19 protein-coding genes are annotated in these 21,199 nt (G+C 69.5%); 11 read left to right on the top strand and 8 right to left on the bottom strand.

Going from position 1 to position 21,199, the window contains the following annotated elements; genetic code table 11:
• Nucleotides 1-51: 51 nt before the first annotated feature.
• Both prpC and prpB read right to left on the bottom strand, forming a co-directional pair.
• Complete coding sequence (gene prpC, locus ACIPR8_RS03880) at nt 52-1,209, bottom strand: bifunctional 2-methylcitrate synthase/citrate synthase (RefSeq protein ID WP_446540199.1); 1,158 nt, start codon at nt 1,207-1,209, stop codon at nt 52-54.
• Between the two features lie 90 nt (nt 1,210-1,299).
• The gene (gene prpB, locus ACIPR8_RS03875; RefSeq protein ID WP_132865242.1) at nt 1,300-2,184 is read right to left on the bottom strand and encodes a methylisocitrate lyase; all 885 of its coding nucleotides are present in this window, start codon (nt 2,182-2,184) and stop codon (nt 1,300-1,302) included.
• Nucleotides 2,185-2,298: 114 nt separating this feature from the next.
• Between prpB and ACIPR8_RS03870 the strand changes: the two genes are divergently transcribed.
• A complete protein-coding gene (locus ACIPR8_RS03870; RefSeq protein ID WP_132865243.1) occupies nt 2,299-3,528 on the top strand; it encodes a citrate synthase family protein in 1,230 nt (409 codons plus the stop codon).
• Nucleotides 3,529-3,546: 18 nt separating this feature from the next.
• On the opposite strand, the gene ACIPR8_RS03865 is transcribed toward ACIPR8_RS03870, so the two are convergent.
• Genes ACIPR8_RS03865 through pdxH form a run of 3 tightly spaced genes read right to left on the bottom strand, consistent with a single transcriptional unit; the run spans nt 3,547 to nt 5,309 of the window.
• The gene (locus ACIPR8_RS03865; protein WP_446540625.1) at nt 3,547-4,335 is read right to left on the bottom strand and encodes a cobalamin-binding protein; all 789 of its coding nucleotides are present in this window, start codon (nt 4,333-4,335) and stop codon (nt 3,547-3,549) included.
• Complete coding sequence (locus tag ACIPR8_RS03860; protein ID WP_132866197.1) at nt 4,335-4,679, bottom strand: hypothetical protein; 345 nt, start codon at nt 4,677-4,679, stop codon at nt 4,335-4,337. Before ACIPR8_RS03860 ends, ACIPR8_RS03865 begins: the two co-directional genes overlap by 1 nt.
• A 30-nt stretch (nt 4,680-4,709) precedes the next feature.
• The gene (gene pdxH, locus ACIPR8_RS03855; protein WP_446540198.1) at nt 4,710-5,309 is read right to left on the bottom strand and encodes a pyridoxamine 5'-phosphate oxidase; all 600 of its coding nucleotides are present in this window, start codon (nt 5,307-5,309) and stop codon (nt 4,710-4,712) included.
• A 41-nt stretch (nt 5,310-5,350) separates the two neighbouring features.
• Between pdxH and ACIPR8_RS03850 the strand changes: the two genes are divergently transcribed.
• Entirely contained in the window at nt 5,351-6,169 is an 819-nt protein-coding gene (locus ACIPR8_RS03850) for a kinase (RefSeq protein ID WP_446540197.1), read from the top strand.
• A gap of 9 nt (nt 6,170-6,178) precedes the next feature.
• Here ACIPR8_RS03850 and ACIPR8_RS03845 read toward each other — a convergent pair whose 3' ends face one another.
• Nucleotides 6,179-6,382 carry a dodecin family protein gene (locus ACIPR8_RS03845; RefSeq protein WP_132865246.1) on the bottom strand — a complete coding sequence of 68 codons (204 nt, stop codon included), beginning with the start codon at nt 6,380-6,382 and terminating at the stop codon, nt 6,179-6,181.
• Nucleotides 6,383-6,481: 99 nt separating this feature from the next.
• Between ACIPR8_RS03845 and ACIPR8_RS03840 the strand changes: the two genes are divergently transcribed.
• The 6 genes from ACIPR8_RS03840 (at nt 6,482) to mdtD (ending at nt 11,881) form a co-directional block, all read left to right on the top strand.
• Nucleotides 6,482-7,024 (top strand): shikimate kinase, encoded by a 543-nt coding sequence (locus tag ACIPR8_RS03840; protein WP_132865247.1) that lies wholly within the window; start codon nt 6,482-6,484, stop codon nt 7,022-7,024.
• On the top strand, nt 7,021-8,130 hold the full coding sequence (gene aroB / locus ACIPR8_RS03835; protein ID WP_446540196.1) for a 3-dehydroquinate synthase: 1,110 nt from the start codon (nt 7,021-7,023) through the stop codon (nt 8,128-8,130). Before ACIPR8_RS03840 ends, aroB begins: the two co-directional genes overlap by 4 nt.
• Nucleotides 8,131-8,259: 129 nt before the next feature.
• Nucleotides 8,260-8,511, top strand: coding sequence for a WGR domain-containing protein (locus ACIPR8_RS03830; protein ID WP_132865249.1), 252 nt, complete (start codon nt 8,260-8,262; stop codon nt 8,509-8,511).
• A gap of 55 nt (nt 8,512-8,566) precedes the next feature.
• A complete protein-coding gene (gene hemE, locus ACIPR8_RS03825; protein ID WP_446540195.1) occupies nt 8,567-9,640 on the top strand; it encodes a uroporphyrinogen decarboxylase in 1,074 nt (357 codons plus the stop codon).
• A gap of 51 nt (nt 9,641-9,691) precedes the next feature.
• Nucleotides 9,692-10,375, top strand: coding sequence for a hypothetical protein (locus ACIPR8_RS03820; RefSeq protein WP_446540194.1), 684 nt, complete (start codon nt 9,692-9,694; stop codon nt 10,373-10,375).
• 75 nt (nt 10,376-10,450) lie between these two features.
• A complete protein-coding gene (gene mdtD, locus ACIPR8_RS03815) occupies nt 10,451-11,881 on the top strand; it encodes a multidrug transporter subunit MdtD (protein ID WP_446540193.1) in 1,431 nt (476 codons plus the stop codon).
• A gap of 91 nt (nt 11,882-11,972) precedes the next feature.
• Here mdtD and ACIPR8_RS03810 read toward each other — a convergent pair whose 3' ends face one another.
• Together ACIPR8_RS03810 and ACIPR8_RS03805 are read right to left on the bottom strand one after the other, a co-directional pair.
• Nucleotides 11,973-15,536 (bottom strand): two-component regulator propeller domain-containing protein, encoded by a 3,564-nt coding sequence (locus ACIPR8_RS03810; RefSeq protein WP_446540192.1) that lies wholly within the window; start codon nt 15,534-15,536, stop codon nt 11,973-11,975.
• A 5-nt stretch (nt 15,537-15,541) separates the two neighbouring features.
• Nucleotides 15,542-19,117 (bottom strand): hybrid sensor histidine kinase/response regulator, encoded by a 3,576-nt coding sequence (locus tag ACIPR8_RS03805; RefSeq protein ID WP_446540191.1) that lies wholly within the window; start codon nt 19,115-19,117, stop codon nt 15,542-15,544.
• A gap of 256 nt (nt 19,118-19,373) precedes the next feature.
• On the opposite strand from ACIPR8_RS03805, the gene ACIPR8_RS03800 reads away from it, so the two are divergent.
• The 3 genes from ACIPR8_RS03800 to ACIPR8_RS03790 are packed head-to-tail and all read left to right on the top strand — an operon-like array spanning nt 19,374 to nt 21,188.
• Nucleotides 19,374-20,051 (top strand): YceI family protein, encoded by a 678-nt coding sequence (locus ACIPR8_RS03800; protein ID WP_446540624.1) that lies wholly within the window; start codon nt 19,374-19,376, stop codon nt 20,049-20,051.
• Complete coding sequence (locus tag ACIPR8_RS03795; RefSeq protein WP_132865255.1) at nt 20,041-20,619, top strand: cytochrome b; 579 nt, start codon at nt 20,041-20,043, stop codon at nt 20,617-20,619. The genes ACIPR8_RS03800 and ACIPR8_RS03795 overlap by 11 nt, the downstream gene beginning before the upstream one ends.
• On the top strand, nt 20,616-21,188 hold the full coding sequence (locus ACIPR8_RS03790) for a YceI family protein (RefSeq protein ID WP_132865256.1): 573 nt from the start codon (nt 20,616-20,618) through the stop codon (nt 21,186-21,188). Before ACIPR8_RS03795 ends, ACIPR8_RS03790 begins: the two co-directional genes overlap by 4 nt.
• The last annotated feature ends 11 nt before the right edge of the window (nt 21,189-21,199 follow it).

Raw genomic sequence — 21,199 nt, 5'->3', positions numbered from 1 at the left:
CAAGCGGGAGAGGGGCTTTATCTCGCTTGTGGCGGAGATGGTGCGGTCGTCTTAAACCCGCTTGTCCAACGGCACGAAGGTCTGGTCTTCCGGGCCGGTGTAGTTGGCGCTCGGGCGGATGATCTTGCCGTCGATGCGCTGCTCGATGATGTGCGCGCTCCAGCCGGCGGTGCGGGCGATCACGAACAGCGGGGTGAACATGGCGGTCGGCACACCCATCATGTGGTAGCTGACGGCGCTGAACCAATCCAGGTTCGGGAACATCTTCTTGATGTCCCACATCACCGATTCCAGGCGCTCGGCGATGTCGTACATCTTCATGTTCTCCTGCTCGGCCGACAGCTCGCGCGAGACCTCCTTGATCACCTTGTTGCGCGGATCGGACACGGTGTAGACCGGGTGGCCGAAGCCGATGACCACTTCCTTGCGCTCCACGCGTGCCTTGATGTCGGCCTCGGCCTCGTCCGGCGTCTCGTAGCGCTTCTGCACCTCGAAGGCGACTTCGTTGGCACCACCGTGCTTCGGGCCGCGCAGGGCGCCGATGCCGCCGGTGATGGCGCTGTACATGTCGCTGCCGGTGCCGGCGATGACGCGGCAGGCGAACGTGGAGGCATTGAACTCATGCTCGGCGTACAGGATCAGGCTGGTGTGCATCGCCTTGACCCACGATTCGCGCGGCTGCTCACCGTGCAGCAGGTGCAGGAAGTGGCCGCCGATGGAGTCATCGTCGGTCTCCACGTCGATGACCTTGCCGTTGTGGCTCCAGTGGTACCAGTACAGCAGCATCGAGCCGAGCGAAGCCATCAGCTTGTCGGCGATGTCACGCGCACCCGGATGGTTGTGGTCGTCCTTCTCCGGCGACACGCAACCCATCACCGACACGCCGGTGCGCATCACGTCCATCGGGTGGGCCGACGGCGGCAGTTCTTCCAGCGCGGCCTTGACCGCCGCCGGGATGCCACGCAGCGCCTTCAGCTTGGCCTTGTAGGCGCGCAGCTCGGCCTTGTTCGGCAGCTTGCCGTGCACCAGCAGGTGGGCGATTTCCTCGAACTCGCTGGTGTTGGCCAGGTCCAGGATGTCGTAACCGCGGTAGTGCAGGTCGTTGCCGCTGCGACCGACCGTGCACAGCGCGGTGTTGCCTGCGGCGGTGCCGGACAGGGCGACGGACTTCTTCGGCTTGAACGCCGGGGCGGCGGTGGATTCAGACATGGTGTGAACCTCGATCAGATGCGGGATTTAGCTCCCCTCTTCCGCCTGCGGGAGAGGGGCTGGGGGTGAGGGCCGGATGCTGCGGCCCCGTTACTTCTTCGCAGCAAACGTCCTGTCCAGGCTGCGCTCGAATTCGTGGTAACCAATCCGGTCGTACAGCTCCTCGCGGGTCTGCATCGTGTCCACCACATTACGCTGGTGGCCGTCACGGCGGATGGCTTCGTAGACGTTCTCGGCCGCCTTGTTGGCCGCGCGGAACGCCGACAGCGGGAACAGCTGGATCGCAACGCCCGAAGCAGCCAGCTCATCGCGGCTGAACAGCGGCGTGGCCCCGAATTCAGTGATATTGGCCAGCAGCGGCACCTTCACCGCGTCGGCGAAGCGCTTGTAGGTTTCCAGGTCATAGGCAGCCTCGGCGAAGATGCCATCGGCGCCGGCCTCGACGCAGGCGATGGCACGCTCGATGGCCGCGTCCACGCCTTCCATCTGGATCGCGTCGGTACGGGCGATCAGGAAGAAATCCGGGTCGGTCTTGGCATCGGCCGCCGCCTTCACGCGGTCCACCATTTCACCCTGCGACACGATCTCCTTGCCCGGGCGGTGGCCGCAACGCTTGGCCCCCACCTGGTCCTCGATGTGGCAGGCCGCGGCACCGGCCTTGATCAGCGACTTCACCGTGCGCGCGATGTTGAACGCACTCGGGCCGAAGCCGGTGTCGATGTCCACCATCAGCGGCAGGTCGCACACGTCGGTGATGCGGCGCACGTCGATCAGCACGTCTTCCAGGGTGTTGATGCCCAGGTCCGGCAGGCCCAGCGAGCCGGCCGCGACGCCGCCGCCGGACAGGTAGATGGCCCGGTAGCCGGCGCGCTTGGCCAGCAGGGCGTGGTTGGCGTTGATCGCGCCGATCACCTGCAGCGGCGATTCGGCAGCCAGTGCGGCGCGGAAGGCGGCGCCGGCGGAAGAAAGACTCATGGCATGGCTCCTTGCGTGGCGGAGGCGACGATGCCATTCCGCTATGACAAACAATCTGTCACCATCGGACTCATTGATCAATCTTGATTCAATAAATCAACCTATTGAATGCGCATGACCGATAACGCCGAGAACGACCTGCTGTCCGCCAGCGATGTCTGCACCCTGCTCGGGATCAGCCCGGCCACGCTGTACGCCTATGTCAGCCGTGGCCAGCTCAGCTCGCGACCGGGCGCGGACCAGCGCAGTCGGGTGTACCTGCGCGCCGAGGTCGAGCGGCTGGCACAGCGCAAGCGAGCAGGCCGTGGCGCGGCGCGGGGGGCTGCGCAGAGCCTGGACCGTGGCCTGCCGGTACTGGAAACCGGCATCTCGCTGATCCAGCCGGATTCGCCCTATTACCGCGGCCGCTCGGCGGTCGCGGCGGCGCAGGACGGGGCGACCCTGGAAGACACCGCGCGGCTGCTGTGGGACTGCGAGGAACTGGACCCCTTCACGCCCCAGCCGCCACCGCATTGGCCGGAGCGGATTGCCCCGCTGGCGCTGGACGGATCACTTCCACCGCTGGAGCGGGCCATGGCCTGCCTGCCGTTGCTGGCATTGGGACAGCGTCAGTCGCTCAACGCCGCCGCACCGGTGCGCCGCGAGGTAGCCGCGGCACTGTTGCGCCAGAACGCCGCGCTGCTGGTCGGCGTGCAGCCGGATGCGCGCCCGGTGCATCGCCTGCTGGCCGACAGCTGGTGCGCCGGGGACGAGGGTTTTGCCGAGGTGGTACGCACCGCATTGGTGGTGTGTGCCGACCATGAGCTCAACGTGTCGGCCTTTGCTGCGCGCGTGGTGGCCTCCACCGGCGCGCACCTGCACGCCACCGTCTGCGCCGGCCTGGCCGCGATGTCCGGCCCGCGCCATGGCGGTGCCACCGCACGCGCGCATGCGCTGTTGCTGGATGCACAAGCCAGCGGCGCGGCGGCGGAGTTCATTGCCGGTCGCTGGCGGCGCGGCGACGACCTGCCGGGGTTCAACCATGTGCTGTATCCGCAGGGCGACCCGCGCGGTGCCGAGGTCCTGCGCGTGCTGCGTGGATTGCGCGGTGGCACGCCGGCGATGCAGCACATCGAGAGCGTGCTGGCGGCCACCGAGGAGCACAGTGGCCAGCACCCCAACATCGACGGCCTGCTGGCGGCGATCTGCTACGCCTATGGCCTGCCCGGCGCGCACGCGCTGGTGATGTTCGCCACCGCCCGGCTGGCCGGCTGGCTGGCGCACGCCCTGGAGCAGCAGGCGCTGGGTACGCTGATCCGGCCACGCGCGCGTTACACCGGCGTGGTCCCCGGCAAGCCCGCGTAGGCGGGGCCGAAGCCGCGCCTAGCGGCGGCTCCAGGCCTGGATGATCGCGGCGATGGCCTGCACCCCATCGGTCAACGCCGCAGGGCCCGGCTGCAGGATCAGCGGCGACTTGATCTCGTGCAGCTGGCCATCACGCACGGCGTTGATCGCGGCCCAGCCCGGACGTGCGGCGACCCGCTCGGGGCGGAACTTCTTGCCGCACCACGAGCCGATGATGATGTCCGGGTTGCGCGCGATCACCGGATCACCGTTGGCCAGGATCCGCGCCTTGGCCAGCGGCTCGCGCGACAACTCGGGGAACACATCGTCGCCGCCGGCGATGGTCACCAGTTCGGCGCCCCACTGGATGCCGGTGATGATCGGCTCGTCCCATTCCTCCACGTACACGCGCGGCCGCTGCGGCAACCGCGCGGCCTGCGCGGCGATGTCATCCAGCCCGCGCTGCAGGCCGTCGGCATAGGCGTTGGCACGCGCGGCCACGCCCACCAGCCCGCCGAGCCGGCGGATGTAATCGAGGATGCCGGCCACGCTGCGGTGGTTGGCGATCCACACCTCCACGCCATGCCGGATCAATTCGGCGGCGATATCGGCCTGGATGTCGGAGAAACCGATCGCCAGGTCCGGCTTGAGCTTGAGGATCTCCCCCACCTTGGCGCTGGTGAAGGCACTGACCTTGGGCTTCTCGCGCCGTGCTTGCGGTGGCCGCACGGTGAAGCCGCTGATGCCGACGATGCGCTCCTGTTCACCCAGCGCGTACAGGGTTTCGGTCGGCTCCTCGGTGAGGCAGACGATGCGACGCGGGCCAATCATGGGCTTGCGAACTCCGTGCTATCGACGAACACCGCCGGGGTGTTCCAAGGATGATGGGCGGCAATGCCCTGCGTCAGCAGGCGTTGCAGGCGCCCGGGATCGCGCGGGATGCAGAACTCCAGCCGCACGCTGGGCTCGCGTACCAGTTCGCCGGACCGACCGGATGCGCTGGCCGTGCCGTCCAGCACGCGGAACTGTTCCCGGCCCGGCGCCGATTCCCACATGCCGGCCGCGTAGCCGCCGGCGGCCAGCGGGTCCACGGACAGGATGCCGGCCTTCAACGCCTCCAGGTGCGCGGGCGGCACGAACACGGTGATGCGGTAGACCGGATGCAGCTTCATCATTGCCCCGCCATCGTCAGCCACCGCAACTCAAGGGAACAGCATCCGCTTGCTCCACTGCCCGGCCGCATCGGCCTCGTAGCACCAGCGCTCATGCAGGCGGAAGTCGGCGCCGTACCAGAACTCGATGCGCTGCGGCACCACGCGGATGCCACTCCAGCCGTCCGGGCGCGGCACGTCCCGCCCTTCGAACTGGGCCTCGAACCGGGCCAGGCGTTGCTCGAACGCCTCGCGCGAGGCCAGCGGCTGCGACTGCACCGAGGCCCACGCGCCGATCTGGCTCATGCGCGGGCGCGAGGCGAAGTATGCGTCGGCCTCGGCCGGCGCGACCAGTTGCGCGTCGCCTTCGATCCGCACCTGGATGCCGGCCTCACGCAGGCTGCGCCACAGGAACAGTAACGCCAGCGCGCGGTTCTCGTGCAGCTCGCGGCCCTTGCGGCTGTCCAGGTGCGTGTAGAACACGAAGCCGCGCTCGTCGAAGGCCTTCAGCAGCACCGTGCGTGCCGAGGGACGGCCGTGAATGTCGGCGGTGGCCACCGTCATCGCGGCGGCATCGATTTCGGCACCGGCTTTTGCCTCGTCAAACAATGCGGCGAAAGTCGTAAGTGCTTCGGCGTAAAGATCGGTCATGAGCGGCTTCGTACGGCAGGGGTTTGAGCTATTGTGGCGGCATGTCCCCCGTTCCGCACAGTTTTTCCCCACGACGCTTCGCGCAGGCGCTGGTCGAACAGGCGCTCGACGATGCATTGGCCAGTGGCGCGCGCACGCCGGTGCTGGCCATCAGTGGCGTGCAGGGCAGCGGCAAGTCCACCCTGGCCGCGCAGGTGGTCGAGCTGGCCCGCGCGCGTGGGCTGCAGGCCGCGGCATTGTCCATCGACGACACCTACCTCACCCGCGCCCAGCGCCAGCGCCTGGCCGACCGCATCCACCCGTTGCTGGCCACGCGCGGCCCGCCGGGCACGCATGACCTGCCGCTGGCGCTGTCCACCCTGGATGCGGCCAAGGCGGGCCGGGCTTCCGCCCTGCCCCGCTTCGACAAGCTGGCCGACGAACGGGTGCCCGAAGCGCAATGGCAGGTGCAGGACACGCCACTGGACCTGCTGGTGTTCGAGGGCTGGTTCCTGGGCACGCCGGCCGAGCAGGATGCCGCACTGCAGGCACCGTTGAACGCGCTCGAGCGCGAGGCCGATGGCGACGGTATCTGGCGCCGCTGGTGCAACCAGGCGCTGGCGAACGACTACCCCGCGCTGTGGCAGCGCTTTGACCGGCTGTGGTTCCTGCAGCCGCCGGGCTTCTCGGTGGTCCCGCACTGGCGCTGGCAGCAGGAGCAGGCACTGCAGCAGGCCTCGCCGGGGCGCACCAGCATGAGCCGGGCGCAGGTGGAACGTTTCGTGCAGTTCTACGAGCGCATCAGCCGGCAGGCGCTGCGCACCCTGCCGGCGCTCGCCGACCGGGTCATCCCGCTGGATGCGCAACGCCGTCCGTTGTAGGGGGGCGGCTTACTGCACCAGGAAGGTCACCCGCAGGTTGACCCGCCATTCGGTGATGTTGCCCTGGCCGTCGGTGACCACCTTGGTTTCGTTGATCCACGCGCCCTGGATGCCCTTGACGGTCTCGGCCACCTTCTTCAACCCGGTGCGCACGGCGTCCTCGACGCTGGTCTTGGACGACGCGCTGACTTCGATGATCTTCGCCACACTCATGTCCGACTCCTTGGTTGCACCACGAACCATTCGTGGAGTCCGCGAGCTTGGCTGCTACCGTGTTAAGGCACTGACACGAGGTGCTAGCATCGCCCTACGATGAATCCCGCCCCCAATCTCATCCTGATCGGCCCCATGGGCGCCGGAAAAACCTGCATCGGCCGCCGCGTGGCCGAACGCTTCGGGCTGGCCTTCATCGATGCCGACCAGGCCATCGTCGATGACGTGGGCACCAGCATCCCGGCCATCTTCGAGAACCTCGGCGAGGCCGGCTTCCGTGCCCACGAGAAGCGGGTACTGAACGACCTGCTGCAGGGCAACGGCCAACTGGTGTCCACCGGCGGGGGCTCGGTGCTGGATGCCGACAACCGCCAGCGCATCCGCCAACGCGGCTTCGTGGTCTACCTGCGGGTCAGCGTGCAGTCGCAGCTGCAGCGCCTGCAGAAGGACAAGACCCGCCCGCTGCTGCAACGTCCCGACCGCGAACAGGTGCTTGCCGACATGGCCGCGTTGCGCGACCCGCTGTACCGCGACCTGGCCGACCTGATCATCGACACCGACCTCTACACCTCCGCCGAAGCCACCGCCCAACTGGTGGTACGGCTTGCCAGCCAATGGCAGATCTCGGAACCCACCGCATGACCGCTTCCCCCCGTACCGTCGCCGTTGGCGGCGAACTCCCGTACCAGATCCACATCGGCCCCGGCCTGCTGTCCGACGCCAGCCTGCTGGGCGCGGCCATCCGCGGACGCCACGTGTTGCTGGCCAGCGACGACACCGTGGCCCCGCTGTACCTGGCACGCGTCCGCGATGCCCTGCAGGCGGCCCGCCCCGAGCTGAAGATCGGCCAGTACGTGATCCCGGCCGGCGAGGCGTCCAAGACCCTGGACAACTTCGCCGGTGCGATCGCCGCGCTGGCGGCGCTGGGCGCCACCCGCGATGCCTGCGTGCTGGCACTGGGCGGTGGCGTGGTCGGCGACCTGGCCGGCTTCGCCGCGGCGTGCTGGATGCGGGGCGTGGACTGCGTGCAGCTGCCCACCACGCTGCTGGCGATGGTGGACTCCTCGGTCGGTGGCAAGACCGCCGTGGACATCCCGCAGGGCAAGAACCTGGTCGGCGCCTTCCACCCGCCGCGCGCGGTCATCGCCGACACCGCCGCCCTGCGCAGCCTGCCGGTGCGCGAGCTGCGCGCCGGGCTGGCCGAGGTAATCAAGTACGGCGCCATCCGTGACCCGCTGTTCTTCCAGTGGCTGCAGGCCGAACGTGCCGCGCTGCTGGCCGGCGACGATGCCGCGCTGGCCCAGGCCATCGCCCGCAGTTGCGAGCACAAGGCCGAGATCGTCGAACGCGACCCGCTGGAGAAGGGCGAGCGTGCGCTGCTCAACCTGGGCCACACCTTCGGCCACGCCATCGAGACGGCGCAGGGTTACGGCGCACCGGGCAATGACAACCTCAACCACGGCGAGGCCGTGGCGGTGGGCATGGTGCTGGCCGCGCGCCTGTCCGCCGCGCTGGGCATGGCCGATGCGGCCGACACCGACACCCTGCGCGAGCTGCTGCTGGCCTATGGCCTGCCGGTGCGGATCCCGGCCGGGCTGGAACCGGACGGCCTGCTCGCGCACATGCGCCTGGACAAGAAGAACATCGCCGGGCGCCTGCGCCTGGTGTTGTGGCGTGGCATCGGCAAGGCCGAGGTCGTGGCCGACGTGGACGAAGCCGCGGTGCTGGCGGTGTTGCGCCAGGGCTGAGGTGCCCGCGCCTTCCCCGTCCCCTTGGCCTGCGGCCACGGGGGCGGAGGACCTGCACACGCCGTGGCGATGCCGGGGCATGCCGCCGGAAAGCGGCCCAAATCCCGCGCAACGGCTACAATCGCCGCCATGCGCGTCCTACTGCAACAGCCGCCCAGCGGCAAAGAAGCCCCCCGTTACGTACAGCTCACCCTGGTGCCGGACCTGCTCGGCGGCTGGGAGCTGCTGCGCGAGAGCGGCCAGACCGGAGGCCGCGTGCAGCTTCGCCGCGAACTGTTCCTGCAGCACGACGAAGCCCGCGACGCCTTCGAGAAGGCACGCGACGCACAGATCAAGCGCGGCTTCCAGGTGATGTTCACCAGCGGCCTGCCACAACCCTGAGCGGACCCTGCAGGGCGCGATGCGCCCGCGCCGCCCACTGCCAAGGAGCTCCACCGTGACCAGCCCCCTCCGCAACGACCGCTTCCTGCGCGCCCTGCGCCGCGAACCGGTGGATTGCACCCCCGTCTGGCTGATGCGCCAGGCCGGCCGCTACCTGCCGGAGTACCGCGCCACCCGCGCCCGCGCCGGCAGCTTCCTGGGCATGGCCAAGAACCCCGAAGTCGCCTGCGAAGTCACCCTGCAGCCGCTGGAGCGCTTCGACCTGGACGCGGCCATCCTGTTCTCGGACATCCTCACCGTGCCCGACGCGATGGGCCTGGGCCTGTACTTCGCCGATGGCGAAGGCCCCAAGTTCAAGGACCCGGTGCGTGACGCCGCCACCATCGCCAGGCTGGCGGTGCCGGACATGGAGACCGAGCTGGGCTACGTGATGGACGCGGTGCGCCTGATCCGCCGCGAGCTGGACGGCAAGGTGCCGTTGATCGGCTTCTCCGGCAGCCCGTGGACGCTGGCCTGCTACATGATCGAGGGCGGTGGCAGCAAGGACTACGCGCGCATCAAGGCGATGGCGCTGAACGAGCCCAAGGCCCTGCACCAGTTGCTGGGCGTGGTGACCGACGCGGTCATCGCCTACCTGTCGGCGCAGCGCGCGGCCGGCGCGCAGGCGCTGCAGGTGTTCGACACCTGGGGCGGCGTGCTCGGCCCGGCCATGTACCGTGAGTTCTCGCTGCGCTACCTCTCGCGCATCGCCGCCGAACTGCCGCGTGGCGAAGGCGCCGAGCGCACCCCACTGATCCTGTTCGGCAAGGGCACCGGCCAGTACGTGGCCGAACTGGCCGCCACCGGCACCGACGGCGTCGGCGTGGACTGGACCATCGGCCTGGAGGACGCGGTGCGTGCGGCCGGCGGCAAGGTCGCGCTGCAGGGCAACCTGGACCCGGCCACCCTGTACGGCTCGCCCGAGGCGATCACCCGGGAAGTGGGCAAGGTGCTGGACAGCTACGCCGCCGGCAACGGCGGCTCGCGCGAAGGCCATGTATTCAACCTCGGCCATGGCATGTCGCCAGACATGAATCCCGATCACGTCGCCGTGCTGGTGGATGCGGTACATCGCTTGAGCCGACGCTGACCCAGGGCGGCCGGCAACGCCGGCCCCCTTACCGTTTCAAGGAAGAACGCCATGTCACTGCCCCGCATCTCCCTGCTGTGCGCTCCGCTGCTGTGCGCACTGGCCGCCTGTTCGGCCGATGTCACGCCGGCACCGGCACCGACCGCCACGCCGGCCGTGGCCGGCGCCGCCAGCAACGCATTGAAGATCCAGCCCGAGGATTTCCCGAGCCTGGCCTCGAATGAGAACCTCACCCAACTGGCGATCTTCAGCACCGGGATGGGCGACTTCCCGCAACGCTGCGACCAGCTCCGGCTGGTCAAGCAGGACGAGCTGTCCCCACGCTGGTCGGCGGTGATCGCTCGGCTCTCGCTCACCTCGTGCACGCGCGAGGCCTATGACGACGGCAGCGGCTACCTGTCCTATGCGGCCAGCGCGACCTTCAAGCCGGGTGCGGTGACGCTGCTGGACCTGCCGGTGCTGCGCTACGACGAGGATGCCGGCGAAATGCACATCCTGCGGACCTACGTCATCGATGCCCCGCTGCAACAGCTGCTGCAGACCTTGCGCACGCGGATCGAGAAAGACTGCGAGCCTACCCACAGGGTCAATCCCAGCGCGGTGCCGACCTGCACCATGGAAGCGGATGACGGCACCTGGCGGCTGACCCTGGGCGAGCTCAACACCACCGCCACCCTGGCCGCCGACCCGGACAACCCGGCCCATTCGCTGTACAGCTACGGCGGCGGTGATTGAGGGCCAGGCGTGATCTGCGCGTGACCTGCACGCGCCAGGAGCGACAATGACGGCCTGCCCCCGCGAGCCGTCATGATGTCCAACGCCGTTTCCAGCCCGCTGCCCGCCGGCAACGCCCACAAGCCGCTGCTGTGGCTGGTGTCGCTGGCCATCTTCATGCAGATGCTGGACTCGACCATCGTCAACACCGCATTGCCGGCGATGGCCCGCAGCCTGGGCGAAAGCCCGCTGCAGATGCAGTCAGTGGTGTTCAGCTACGCGCTGGCGGTGGCCACGTTCATCCCGGCCTCGGGCTGGATCGCCGACCGCTTCGGCACCCGCCGCACCTTCATGACGGCGATCATCCTGTTCACCCTGGGCTCGCTGGCCTGCGCGTTGTCACCCAGCCTGCAATGGCTGGTGGCCGCGCGCGTGCTGCAGGGCATCGGCGGGGCGATGCTGCTGCCGGTCGGGCGGCTGGCGGTGATGCGTACCGTACCGCGCGAACAATTCCTGTCGGCGATGAGCTTCATCGCCATCCCCGCGCTGATCGGCCCGCTGCTGGGCCCGACGCTGGGCGGCTGGATGGTGGAAGTGGCGTCGTGGCACTGGATCTTCCTGATCAACCTGCCGATCGGCCTGATCGGCCTGATCGGGCTGGTCGCCGCGCTGCGGATCATGCCCGACCATTACGGGCAGCAGAAGCACCGCTTCGACCTGGCCGGCTACCTGATGCTGGCCTTCGGCATGGTCGCCCTGTCGCTGGCACTGGACGGCGTCTCCGGGCTAGGCTCGGCGCATGCACTGGTGATCCTGCTGGCGGTGATCGGCATCGCCGCACTGGCCGGCTACTGGCTGCATGCGGCCAACAGCCGTGATGCCTTGTTCCCGCTGACGCTGTTCCATGTGACCAGCTTCCGCATCGGCATCCTCGGCAACCTGTTCTCACGGATCGGCAGCGGGGCGATGCCGCTGTTGATCCCGTTGCTGCTGCAGGTCGGCCTGGGCATGAGCCCGATGCGGGCGGGCATGATGATGATCCCGGTGGCGCTGGCCGGCATGGCTGCCAAGCGCGCGGCGGTGTCGCTGGTGCAGCGCTTCGGTTATCGCCGCATCCTGATGATCAACACCGTCTGCGTGGGCGTGGCGATGGCCGGCTTCGCACTGATCGACGGGGGCCAGCCGGTGTGGGTGCAGCTGGTGCTGCTGACTGCCTTCGGCGCGGTGAACTCGATGCAGTTCACCGTGATGAACACCGTGACCCTGCGCGACCTGGACATGGAGCAGGCCAGCAGCGGCAACAGCCTGCTGTCGATGGTGATGATGCTGGCCACCGGCTTCGGCGCGGCCACCGCCGGCAGCCTGCTGGCCACCTTCGGCACGCACCTGGTGGGCCACGGCGCGACCGCCGCGCTGCACGCCACCTTCATCTGCGTCGGTGCGATCACGCTCAGCTCCACCTTGGTGTTCTGGCAGTTGCCGGAAAACCGCCCGCATCCCAAGGCGGTCGAGGAAGTCGCCGAGTAACCGCGCACGCGAGCACGCCGCCTGCAGTGGCGCGTCCCCGGGAGCAGCATGCGTGGCCCCGCGCACGATCCCGGTCCCGGCTTGCCGGAGCTCAGCCGCGCGGGGCCAGCCCCTGCGCACGGCGCTGGTGTGCGTCCAGCACCCCGGCGATGGCTTCCAGCAGCATCTGCGCGGTCACCGGCTTGCGCAGGAAGTCATCGAAACCGGACTTGCGTGCCTGCGGCTCGGCTTCGGCGTCCGAACGCGCGGTCACCGCGATCAACGGCATCTCGTAGCCCATCGTGCGCAGTTGCAAGGCCAGCCCGAAGCCGTCGATGCCGGGCAGGTCCAGGTCCAGCAGGGCCACGTCGAAGCGCGCATTGGACACCTCGGCCAGCGCGGCCAGCCCATGCGCGGCATGCACCACGCCGTGCCCATGCACTTCGAGCAGGCCACGGATCACCGCGGCGATGGTGGGGTCGTCCTCCACCAGCAGGACATGCAACGGCGGCAGTGACTTCCACGACGACACGCCGACACCGTCGGCCGCCGTCTCCGGCACCACCTCCCACGCCAGTGGCAGGCGCACGCTGAAGCAGCTGCCGGTGCCGGGCGTGCTTTCCACCTCGATGGTGCCGCCCATGGCCACCGCCAGTTCGTGGCAGATCGCCAGGCCCAGGCCGCTGCCACCATAACGGGCCGCGGTACGCGCGCCGTCGGCCTGCTCGAAGCGGCGGAACAGGCGCTTGCGCTGCTCCGGATTGATGCCCGGCCCGGTATCGCAGACATCGAAGCAGATGCCGCTGCCACCCTCGCCCATCTCCACCCGCAGGCGCACCTGCCCATCGCTGGTGAACTTGATCGCGTTGCCCAGCAGGTTCAGCAGGATCTGGCGCAGGCGCAGCACGTCACCGGTCACCCGCGTGCGCGCACTGGCCTCGCTGTGCAGCGAGAACGCCAGCCCACGCCGCTGCGCCAGCGGCTCCATCAGCCCGCGCACGTCGTCCAGCAGTTGCTGCAGGTCCAGCGGCTGGACCTGCAGTTCCAGCCGCCCGGCCTCGATGCGCGCCAGGTCCAGCGCGTCGTTGACCAGCCGCAACAGGTGCTCGCCGGCACGGCGGATCGACTGCGTGTAGCCGCGTTGCCGGTCGTCCAGCTCCGAGGCCAGCAGCAGTTCGCTCATGCCCAGCACGCCGGTCATCGGCGTGCGCACCTCGTGGCCAAGCGTGGCCAGGAAGCGGGTCTTGGCCAGCGAGGCCTGTTCGGCCAGTTCCTGCTTGTGCTTGGCCAGTTGCCATTCGTGGCGCCGCGCCAGCCGGCGCCGGTACAACCAGGCGCCCAGCAACAGCAGCGCGACGCCCAGCACGATCAGGCCGGCCAGGCCACCGGTGCTGCGCCACCACGGCGGCTGCACGTGGAAGGACAGCGTCTGCACCGTCGACCAGACGTTGTCCGAGGTCGCCGCCTGCACCTGCAGCCGATAGCTGCCCGGCGGCAAGCGCGGGAACACCCGGTCGCCCGATGCGCCCACTTCCACCCAATCCGGGTCATAACCTTCCAGCCGGAAACGGTACAGGTTGATCGCCGAATCGGCGAAGGACAGCAGCCGCGCCGACACCCGCAGGTCGCGGTCGCCGGGCAGGATCTGCAGCGGGGTCTGGTGGGTCAAATCCTGTTCCTGCTCGGCGCGACGCACGCTCACCCGCTCGATGACCAGCGGCGATTGGCGCGCCGACAGGCGCACGCGTTGCGGGTCGAACAACACCACGCCATCCGGCGTGCCGCCGGCGATCTGTCCACCGCGCGCCTGCACCAGCGTGCGGCGCCGGAACTCCTGGCTCGGCAGGCCATCGTGCACGCCATACATGCGCACCGAGCGGCTGGCCGGGTCGATGCGGATCAGGCCACGTGCGCTGGTCGCCCACGCCACGCCCTGCGGGTCGACCACCAACCCGTGCGCGCCAAGCATCGGGTAGCCCTGCGCCGGGCCGACCGAATCGAGCAGGGTCATGCGCCGGCCATCCCACAGGTAACGGTCCATCCGCCCCAGGCCGGCGAGCCAGGCCACGCCGCTGTCGGTCAGGTTGAAGCTGGAAATGCGGTCGGTGGGGGCGCCGGGCACCTGCACGAACTGCTGCTGCGCCGTCTGCCAGGTCAACAGGCCGGCACCGGTGGCCAGCCACAGGTCGTCGCCGGGGCCACAGTACATGTCCTCCACGATCGCCGGCGGCAACCCGTGCGTGCCCGGCTGCATCTGCAGCAGCACGTGGCCGTCCCCGTCGCGCTGCTGGATGCCGCCGTCCTCGGAATACACCCAGATCCGCCCGCCCGCGCACTGCCGCACGATGTCCGCATCACCGGTCATCGCCGCATCCGCCGCATCGCCGGCCTGCCAGCGGCGCACCTCGTGACTGGCCGGGGTATAGCGGATCAGTTCGTCCAGGCTGCCGATCCAGACCCGGCCCTTGTTGTCTTCGGCCAACGACTGCGGCCAGTTCATGCCGCTGATCTTTTCCAGGTGCTGCTCGACCTCGCCGGTGGCCGGATCCAGGCGGTCCAGCGCGCCGCGCGTGCCCACCACCCAGATGCCGCCGGAAGCCGACGGTGCCAATGCCAGCGGGTTGGGGTTGCGCAGCGAGGCCGGGTCGTCCAGGTGCCGCGACAGCACCGAGAACTGGCGCCAGCTCGGCGGCAGGTGCCAGAGCCCGGCGTTGGTGCTGGCGAACCACAGGCCGCCTTCGCGGTCCTCGTAGGCGCTGGACCAGTTCGGCCGCACCATGCCGCGCTCCTGCATGCTGTACAGGCCCACGTTGTGCACGCGGCCGGCGCGGAAACGCCCCAGCCCGGCCAGCGTGTCGAGCCAGTAATCGCCGTCGCTGGAGTACTGCAGCATGTTGAGCACGTCGCCGGCCTGCATGCCGGGCCAGACCGAACGCTGGAACCGCCCGTCGGCGGTGCGCACCACCAGCCCGAGGTTGGTGGCGATCCAGAGGCGGCCCTCGCGGTCCACCTTCAGGCCATTGATGCGCTCGGACGGCAGTACCGACTCCCCCACCTGCTCGAAGTCATGCCCGGTCCAGCGCGCCAGCCCGCCCTTGGTGCCGACCCACAGGGTGCCGTCCGGCGTCACCGCCATGTAGGTCACCGCCGCCGCCGGCAGGCTGTTGGGGTCACCGTCGATCGGCATGAAGCGGGTGATGTGCCCGTCCGGATCGAGCCGGTGCAGGCCGCCGGTCGCGGTACCGAACCAGGTGCTGCCGTCGGCGGTGGTGACGATCGACCAGATCGTGTTGCTGCCGATCTCCGGGTGGGTGCGCCGGTTGTAGAAGGTGAAGCTGCGGCGGTCCGCCGACAGCATCACCAGCCCGGCATTCTGCGTGCCGATCCACAGGCGGTTGGCGGCGTCGACGTGCAGGCTCCAGACCTGGTTGTCCTGCAGGCCGTCCTCGGCCCGCCACACGCGGTAGCTGCGCCCGTCATAGCGCGCCAGGCCATCGCGGCTGGCCAGCCACAGGTAACCGGTGCGATCCTCGGCGAAGGCATTGATGGTGCTCGACGGCAGCCCGTCGGCCACGGTGAGCTGGCGCGGCTGCGGCGTGGCCGGCACCTCGGCATTGGCCGGCGCCAGCAGGCACACGGACAGCGCCAGCAGCACGGCGCGTACACACCCTTTCATTCCCGTCATTCCTCGTGCATCGGCAACCCGGCCAGGGCCGGTCCCCCACCACGTTGGGCGCGTGAGCGTAACAACACCTGCGTGATGGTGGTCGCCAGCAGCTGGCCGGTGACCGGCTTGCGCAGGAACCCTTCCATCCCCGCCGCCGCCGCCAACTGCTCGGCCTGGCCATCCGAACGCGCGGTGACCGCGATCAACGGGAACAGGTGCCCGGACGCACGCAACTGCCGGGCCAGCGCCATGCCATCGAGCGCGGGCAGGTCCAGGTCGAACAGGCCGATGTCGAACGCCTGCTCGGCCACTTCGCCCAGCGCGGCGAGGCCGTGCGGCGCATGCACCACCGTATGCCCGCGCGCGCGCAGCAGGCCGGCGATGACCTGGGCGACGGTCGGGTCGTCCTCCACCAGCAGGATCCGCAGCGGCTCGCTGCCGGCCGCAGCCTCCGCGTCGCCCTCCTGCGGGGCCTGCACGCCCTGCACCCAGTGCAGCGGCAGCTCCACCTGGAAGCTGGCCCCTTCGCCCAGGCGGCTGCTGACACGGATGTTGCCCCCCATCGCCGCCGCCAGCTCCTGGCAGATCGCCAGCCCCAGGCCACTGCCGCCGTAGCGCGAGGCGGTGCGCCAGCCATCGGCCTGCTCGAAGCGCTGGAACAGGCGCGCCTGCTGCTCGTCGTTGATGCCCGGCCCGGTGTCGCTGACGGTCAGGCGCAGGCCGGTGTTGTCCGGCAGCAATGCCACCTCCAGCCGCACCTTGCCCTGCTCGGTGAACTTGATGGCGTTGCTCAGCAGGTTCATCACGATCTGGCGCAGGCGCATGGCATCGCCGGTCACCTCGACCGTACCGTCGAAGCCCGGCGCGTACTCGAACGCCAGGCCGCGCCGCTCAGCCATCGGCGCCATCAGCGCCACCACTTCCTCCAGCACCTTGCTGAAATTGAACGGCTGGTTGCCCAGCTCGAGCTTGCCCGACTCGACGCGGGCCAGGTCCAACGCGTCGTTGAGCAGCCGCAGCAGGTGCGAACCGGCCTGCTGGATGGCACCGGCATAGCGCCGCTGGCGGGGATCCAGGTCGGTGTCCAGCAGCAGCTCGCTCATGCCCAGCACGCCGGTCATCGGCGTGCGCACCTCATGGCCCAGCGTGGCCAGGAAGCGGGTCTTGGCCAGGGAGGCCTGTTCGGCCAGCTCCTGCTTGTGCAGGGCCAGTTGCCATGCACTACGCCGGCGCACGCGGCGGCGGTAGGCCAGCAGCGCCGCGCTGACCAGCAGGGCCAGCACCGCCACCCAGGCGGCGATCGCTGCACCGCTGAGCCACCAGGGCGAGGCCACTTCCACCGTCAAGGCCTGCACCGGCGTCCAGCCGCTGTCGCCGGCCGCGCCCTGCACCTCCAGGCGATAGTGCCCGGGCGGCAGCCGCGACAGCACCCGCTCGCCTTCGGCGCTGACCTCCACCCAGTTCTGGTCGTAGCCCTCCACGCGGAAGCGGAAGCGGTGGCTGGCCAGGTCGGCGAAGGACATCAGCCGTGCCTGCACGCGCAGGTCACGGTCGCCGGCCCCCAGGTGGATCACCTCTCCGCTGAGCGCCTGTTCGCTGACCGCGTCATCGCGGCGCACATGCACCGAACCGATCACCAGCTTGGAGGCCGGCAGCGGCTGCGCCACCTGGTCCGGGTTGAATACCACCAGTCCACTGGCCTGCACCGCCAGCGCTGCGTCGCAACCGCCCATCGCCGGTGGGCGTGGCGAGAACTCCGCGTCCGGCAGGCCATCGGCACCGCCGAGCAGGCGCACGCGCCGCGCCCCCGGCTGCCACAGCAGCAGGCCGCGCGGGGTGGTGGCCCACAGCTGTCCGGAACACCCCAGCACCAGCCCGCCCATCATCACCGCCGGCACGCCCTCCGCATTGCCCAGCCGCTGCTGCAGCACGAGGCGGTCGCCTTCGCGGCGGTAGTGCTCCAGCGCGCCGTCGCGCGCCAGCCAGACCGTTCCGTCCGGGACGAAGGCGATGTCATACACGCCCCCCCGCGACACGCCCTGCAACGTGATGAAGCGGGTGCCGTCGAAGTACAGCACGCCGGCCGCGCCGGTCAGCCACACCGTGCCGTTGCGGTCGATCAGCAACTGCTCGACCAGCTTGTCGGGCAGGCCCGGCGACGCGCCGGCCGGATAGGTGGCCAACAGCTCACCGTTCGCGGCACGGTGCTGCAGGCCGTATCCGATGATCGACAACCACACGCTGCCGTCGGCGGCGCGGCGCATCAGGTCGGCGCGGAACTGCGGATCGCTGCCGACGCCCAGGTCCACGACCCGACGCCCCTGGCCTTCGGGCCGGAACAGCACCAGACTGCCGGCCCGCCCCGCCCAGACCTGTCCATCGGCGCCACGCAGCACCGACCAGATCCCGCCGACGCCCAACCGCGCCTCGTCGGCCAGCTGCTGCAGCTGCCCGCTGCCATCGAGCCGGTAGACCCCGTGTGCGCCACCGACCAGGAAGCCATCGCCATCGGCCGCACCGCTGCGCATGTACAGGCTTTCCAGCGGTTTGCCGTCCAGCCGCGAGACAGTGGAAAAGCGCTTCCAGTCCGGTCGCAGGTAGGCCAGGCCCTGGGTCAGCAGGGCCGTCCAGACACCGCCTTCGTGATCCTGCAGCAGGTCCAGCACGCCACTGTGCTCGGTCAGGAAGTCGCTGCCGCGCCCGCCGGCCAGCAGCGTCAGCTGCTTGCCATCACCGCGGTACAGGCCGTTGGAGGTTCCCATCCAGTACCCGCCGTCGCGGTCGTGCAGCAGCACCGCCGCCCGCGACTGCTGGGCCTGCGGCCACGGCGCGGGGAACACCAGTCCATTGTCCAGCACGCGGAACAGCCCGCTCTCGGTGCCGGCCCAGAACCCGCCGTCACGGTCGGCGCTCATGCGGATGATGGTCTTGCCGGCCAGCAGCGGCGCGACGATGCGGGTGAACTGCTCGCTGCCCGGCGCGCGGCGGGCCAGGCCATCGGCAGTGCCGATCCATAACGCGCCGTCCTTGCCGAGCAGCAGCGAATAGATGGTGTCGTCGGGCAGGCTGTGCGGGTCACCGGGAACATGCCGGTACTGGGTCACGCGGCCATCGGCATGCAGCCGGCAGATGCCGGTGCCGGAGCTGCCCACCCACATCTCGCCCTCCACCGAGGCCAGTGCCCAGACCTGTTCGGTGCAGCGTTCCTCGACGGCCTGGAAACGCTGGAACGCCTTGCGCTGGGCATCGAGCATGATCAGCCCGGCGCCGTTGGCACCCAGCCAGACCCGATCCTGCGGGTCGATCAGCAGGGTCTCCAGCACGTTGCCGGGCAACGAGTCCGGATCGTCGGGGTCCTGGCGCCAGACCCGCAGCTGGTGGCCATCGTAGCGGGCCAGGCCATCATCGGTGGCCGCCCAGACGTATCCCTGGCGGTCCTGCGCCAGGGCCAGCACCATCCGCGATGGCAGGCCTTCGGCGACCCCCAGCCGGCGCATGTTCGGCGTCTCGGCCAGTACCGCGGCCATCGCCGGCGCGACGGCCAGCCACAGCAGCAGTGCCAGCCCGGTAATTCCCAGGAACCGCTTCATCACACGTCCGTTGCTCCTCGCCTGTCCATTTGCGCCCCTGCAACGGCCACTCCCCGCCGTCCCAGCCCCGCGCAAGGCTGCGACTTTAGCGTCCATGCGGAGGCGGAGCAAAAAAGTTCCCCTCCCGTCACCGCCGGAACCACAGACAGCTGTAACAAACCGTTGCAGCGTGTACGCACAAACCTCCGCCCAACTGTGCCTAGAATCATGCCCATTCCGAAACCGGGGAGCCGGGACCTTGTTGCGACCCATCCTGATGCTGGCACTGGGGCTGCTGCCGCTGGCGGCCGCTGCGGCACCCGAGCCGTACCGGCTGGACCCGGTGCATACGCGGGTGCTGTTCGCGATCGAGCACGCCGGGTTCTCACAGGCGCTGGGCACGGTCTCGGGCAGCGAGGGCATGCTGCACTTCGACCCGCAGGACTGGAGCAGCGCCCGGCTGGACGTCACCGTGCCACTCACCCGGGTCGACCTGGGGGATGCGAAATGGAACCAGGCCACGCTGGCGCGCAACCTGCTCGACGGCGAGCGCTTCCCGCGGGCGCGCTTCGTCTCCGACCGCGTGGAGGCCGTTGACGCCACCCATGCGCGCGTCCATGGCCAGCTCACCCTGCACGGCGTCACCCGCGCGGTGGTGCTGGAGGTCACCCTCAATGCGGTGAAGCGTCACCCGCTGCCGCCATTCCGCCGCACCGCCGGGTTCTCCGCCACCACCGCGCTGAGCCGCGCCGACTTCGGCATCAACGCATGGAAGTCGGTCATCGGCGACCGCGTGGAGCTGCGCATCGAGGCCGAGGCGGTGCGTGACGACAACGCCTCCGCGCCCGCGCCGGACACCGACACCCCTGCCGACGCGCAGGACACTTCCCTCCAGGACGCGGCCGATGCCGCGCTGGAACACGCCACTCAGACGGAACCACGCCATGACCACTAAGAACACCGCCCAGCAATGGGGAAGCGTCAGCAAATCCCTGCACTGGCTGATCGCCCTGTTGATCCTGGCGCTGGGCATCGTCGGCCTGGTCATGGGCGAGTTTCCCAAGACCCCGAAGTACTTCTGGATCTACACGATGCACAAGTCGATCGGCATCACCGTGCTGGTGCTGGTCGTCGCGCGCCTGGGCTGGCGCCTGTACGCCGGCGCGCCCGAACCGGTGCCGGGCACGCCGGGCTGGCAGGAGCGCGTGGCCAGCCTCACCCACTGGCTGTTGTACGTGATGATGTTCGCCATCCCGCTGTCGGGCTGGCTGTACGACTCGGCCAGCGGCCTGCGCCCGTTCAAGCTGTTCGGGCTGGTCGAGATGCCCAAGCTGGTCGCGCCGAGCGAATCGGCCGCGCAGGTCTCGCACCTGATCCATGAATGGGGCTTCTGGGCCTTGATCCTGTTGGTGCTGGGCCATGCCGGCGCCGCCGTTTTCCATCACGTTCACCAGCGTGACGCCACCCTCACCCGCATGCTGCCGCAAGGCTGGCTCAGCACCCCGCAAAAGGAATCCGCATGAACATCAAACTCACCTCCCCGGCCGCCGTCGCCGCCGCCCTGGCCGGCATGCTGGCCGTCGCCCCGGCCATGGCCGCCGACTACGTGCAGGCACCGGGGACCGGCTCGATCCTGGTATTCGCCACCAAGTACGACGGCGAAGTCTTCACCGGCACCTTCCCGGGCTTCCAGACCCAGGTCAGCTTCGATCCGGCCAACCCGGCCGCCGGCAAGCTTGATGTCAGCATCCCGCTGGCCGGTGCCCGCAGCGGCAACACCGACCGCGACTCCACCCTGCAGGGGGCGGACTTCTTCAACGTGGCCCAGTTCGCCCAGGCCCGTTACACCGCCAACGGCTTCCGTGCCCTGGGCAACAACCAGTTCGCCGCCGATGGCACGCTGGAACTGCGGGGCGTCAGCAAACCGGTCACGCTGACCTTCACCTGGGCGCCGGGCGCGCAGCCGGTGCTGACCGGCAAGGCCACCGTCAAGCGCCTGGACTTCGGCGTGGGCGGCGGCGACTGGACCGATACCAAGACCATCCCCAACGAAACGGCGATCAGCACCATCGTCAAGCTCAACGCCAAGTAAGCCACGACCCT

It is taken from the genome of Stenotrophomonas sp. LARHCG68, from assembly GCF_052871705.1.
This window is presented reverse-complemented; position numbering and strand designations above follow the sequence as displayed.

Coding starts and splice junctions, on each gene's coding strand:
- mdtD (WP_446540193.1), top strand. CDS start 10,451: ATGTCCAACGCCGTTTCCAGCCCGCTGCCCGCCGGCAACGCCCACAAG.
- aroB (WP_446540196.1), top strand. CDS start 7,021: ATGACCGCTTCCCCCCGTACCGTCGCCGTTGGCGGCGAACTCCCGTAC.
- ACIPR8_RS03850 (WP_446540197.1), top strand. CDS start 5,351: ATGTCCCCCGTTCCGCACAGTTTTTCCCCACGACGCTTCGCGCAGGCG.
- ACIPR8_RS03840 (WP_132865247.1), top strand. CDS start 6,482: ATGAATCCCGCCCCCAATCTCATCCTGATCGGCCCCATGGGCGCCGGA.
- ACIPR8_RS03830 (WP_132865249.1), top strand. CDS start 8,260: ATGCGCGTCCTACTGCAACAGCCGCCCAGCGGCAAAGAAGCCCCCCGT.
- prpB (WP_132865242.1), bottom strand. CDS start 2,184: ATGAGTCTTTCTTCCGCCGGCGCCGCCTTCCGCGCCGCACTGGCTGCC.
- ACIPR8_RS03800 (WP_446540624.1), top strand. CDS start 19,374: ATGCTGGCACTGGGGCTGCTGCCGCTGGCGGCCGCTGCGGCACCCGAG.
- prpC (WP_446540199.1), bottom strand. CDS start 1,209: ATGTCTGAATCCACCGCCGCCCCGGCGTTCAAGCCGAAGAAGTCCGTC.
- ACIPR8_RS03790 (WP_132865256.1), top strand. CDS start 20,616: ATGAACATCAAACTCACCTCCCCGGCCGCCGTCGCCGCCGCCCTGGCC.
- ACIPR8_RS03860 (WP_132866197.1), bottom strand. CDS start 4,679: ATGAAGCTGCATCCGGTCTACCGCATCACCGTGTTCGTGCCGCCCGCG.
- ACIPR8_RS03870 (WP_132865243.1), top strand. CDS start 2,299: ATGACCGATAACGCCGAGAACGACCTGCTGTCCGCCAGCGATGTCTGC.
- pdxH (WP_446540198.1), bottom strand. CDS start 5,309: ATGACCGATCTTTACGCCGAAGCACTTACGACTTTCGCCGCATTGTTT.
- ACIPR8_RS03845 (WP_132865246.1), bottom strand. CDS start 6,382: ATGAGTGTGGCGAAGATCATCGAAGTCAGCGCGTCGTCCAAGACCAGC.
- ACIPR8_RS03810 (WP_446540192.1), bottom strand. CDS start 15,536: ATGAAAGGGTGTGTACGCGCCGTGCTGCTGGCGCTGTCCGTGTGCCTG.
- ACIPR8_RS03795 (WP_132865255.1), top strand. CDS start 20,041: ATGACCACTAAGAACACCGCCCAGCAATGGGGAAGCGTCAGCAAATCC.
- ACIPR8_RS03805 (WP_446540191.1), bottom strand. CDS start 19,117: ATGAAGCGGTTCCTGGGAATTACCGGGCTGGCACTGCTGCTGTGGCTG.
- ACIPR8_RS03820 (WP_446540194.1), top strand. CDS start 9,692: ATGTCACTGCCCCGCATCTCCCTGCTGTGCGCTCCGCTGCTGTGCGCA.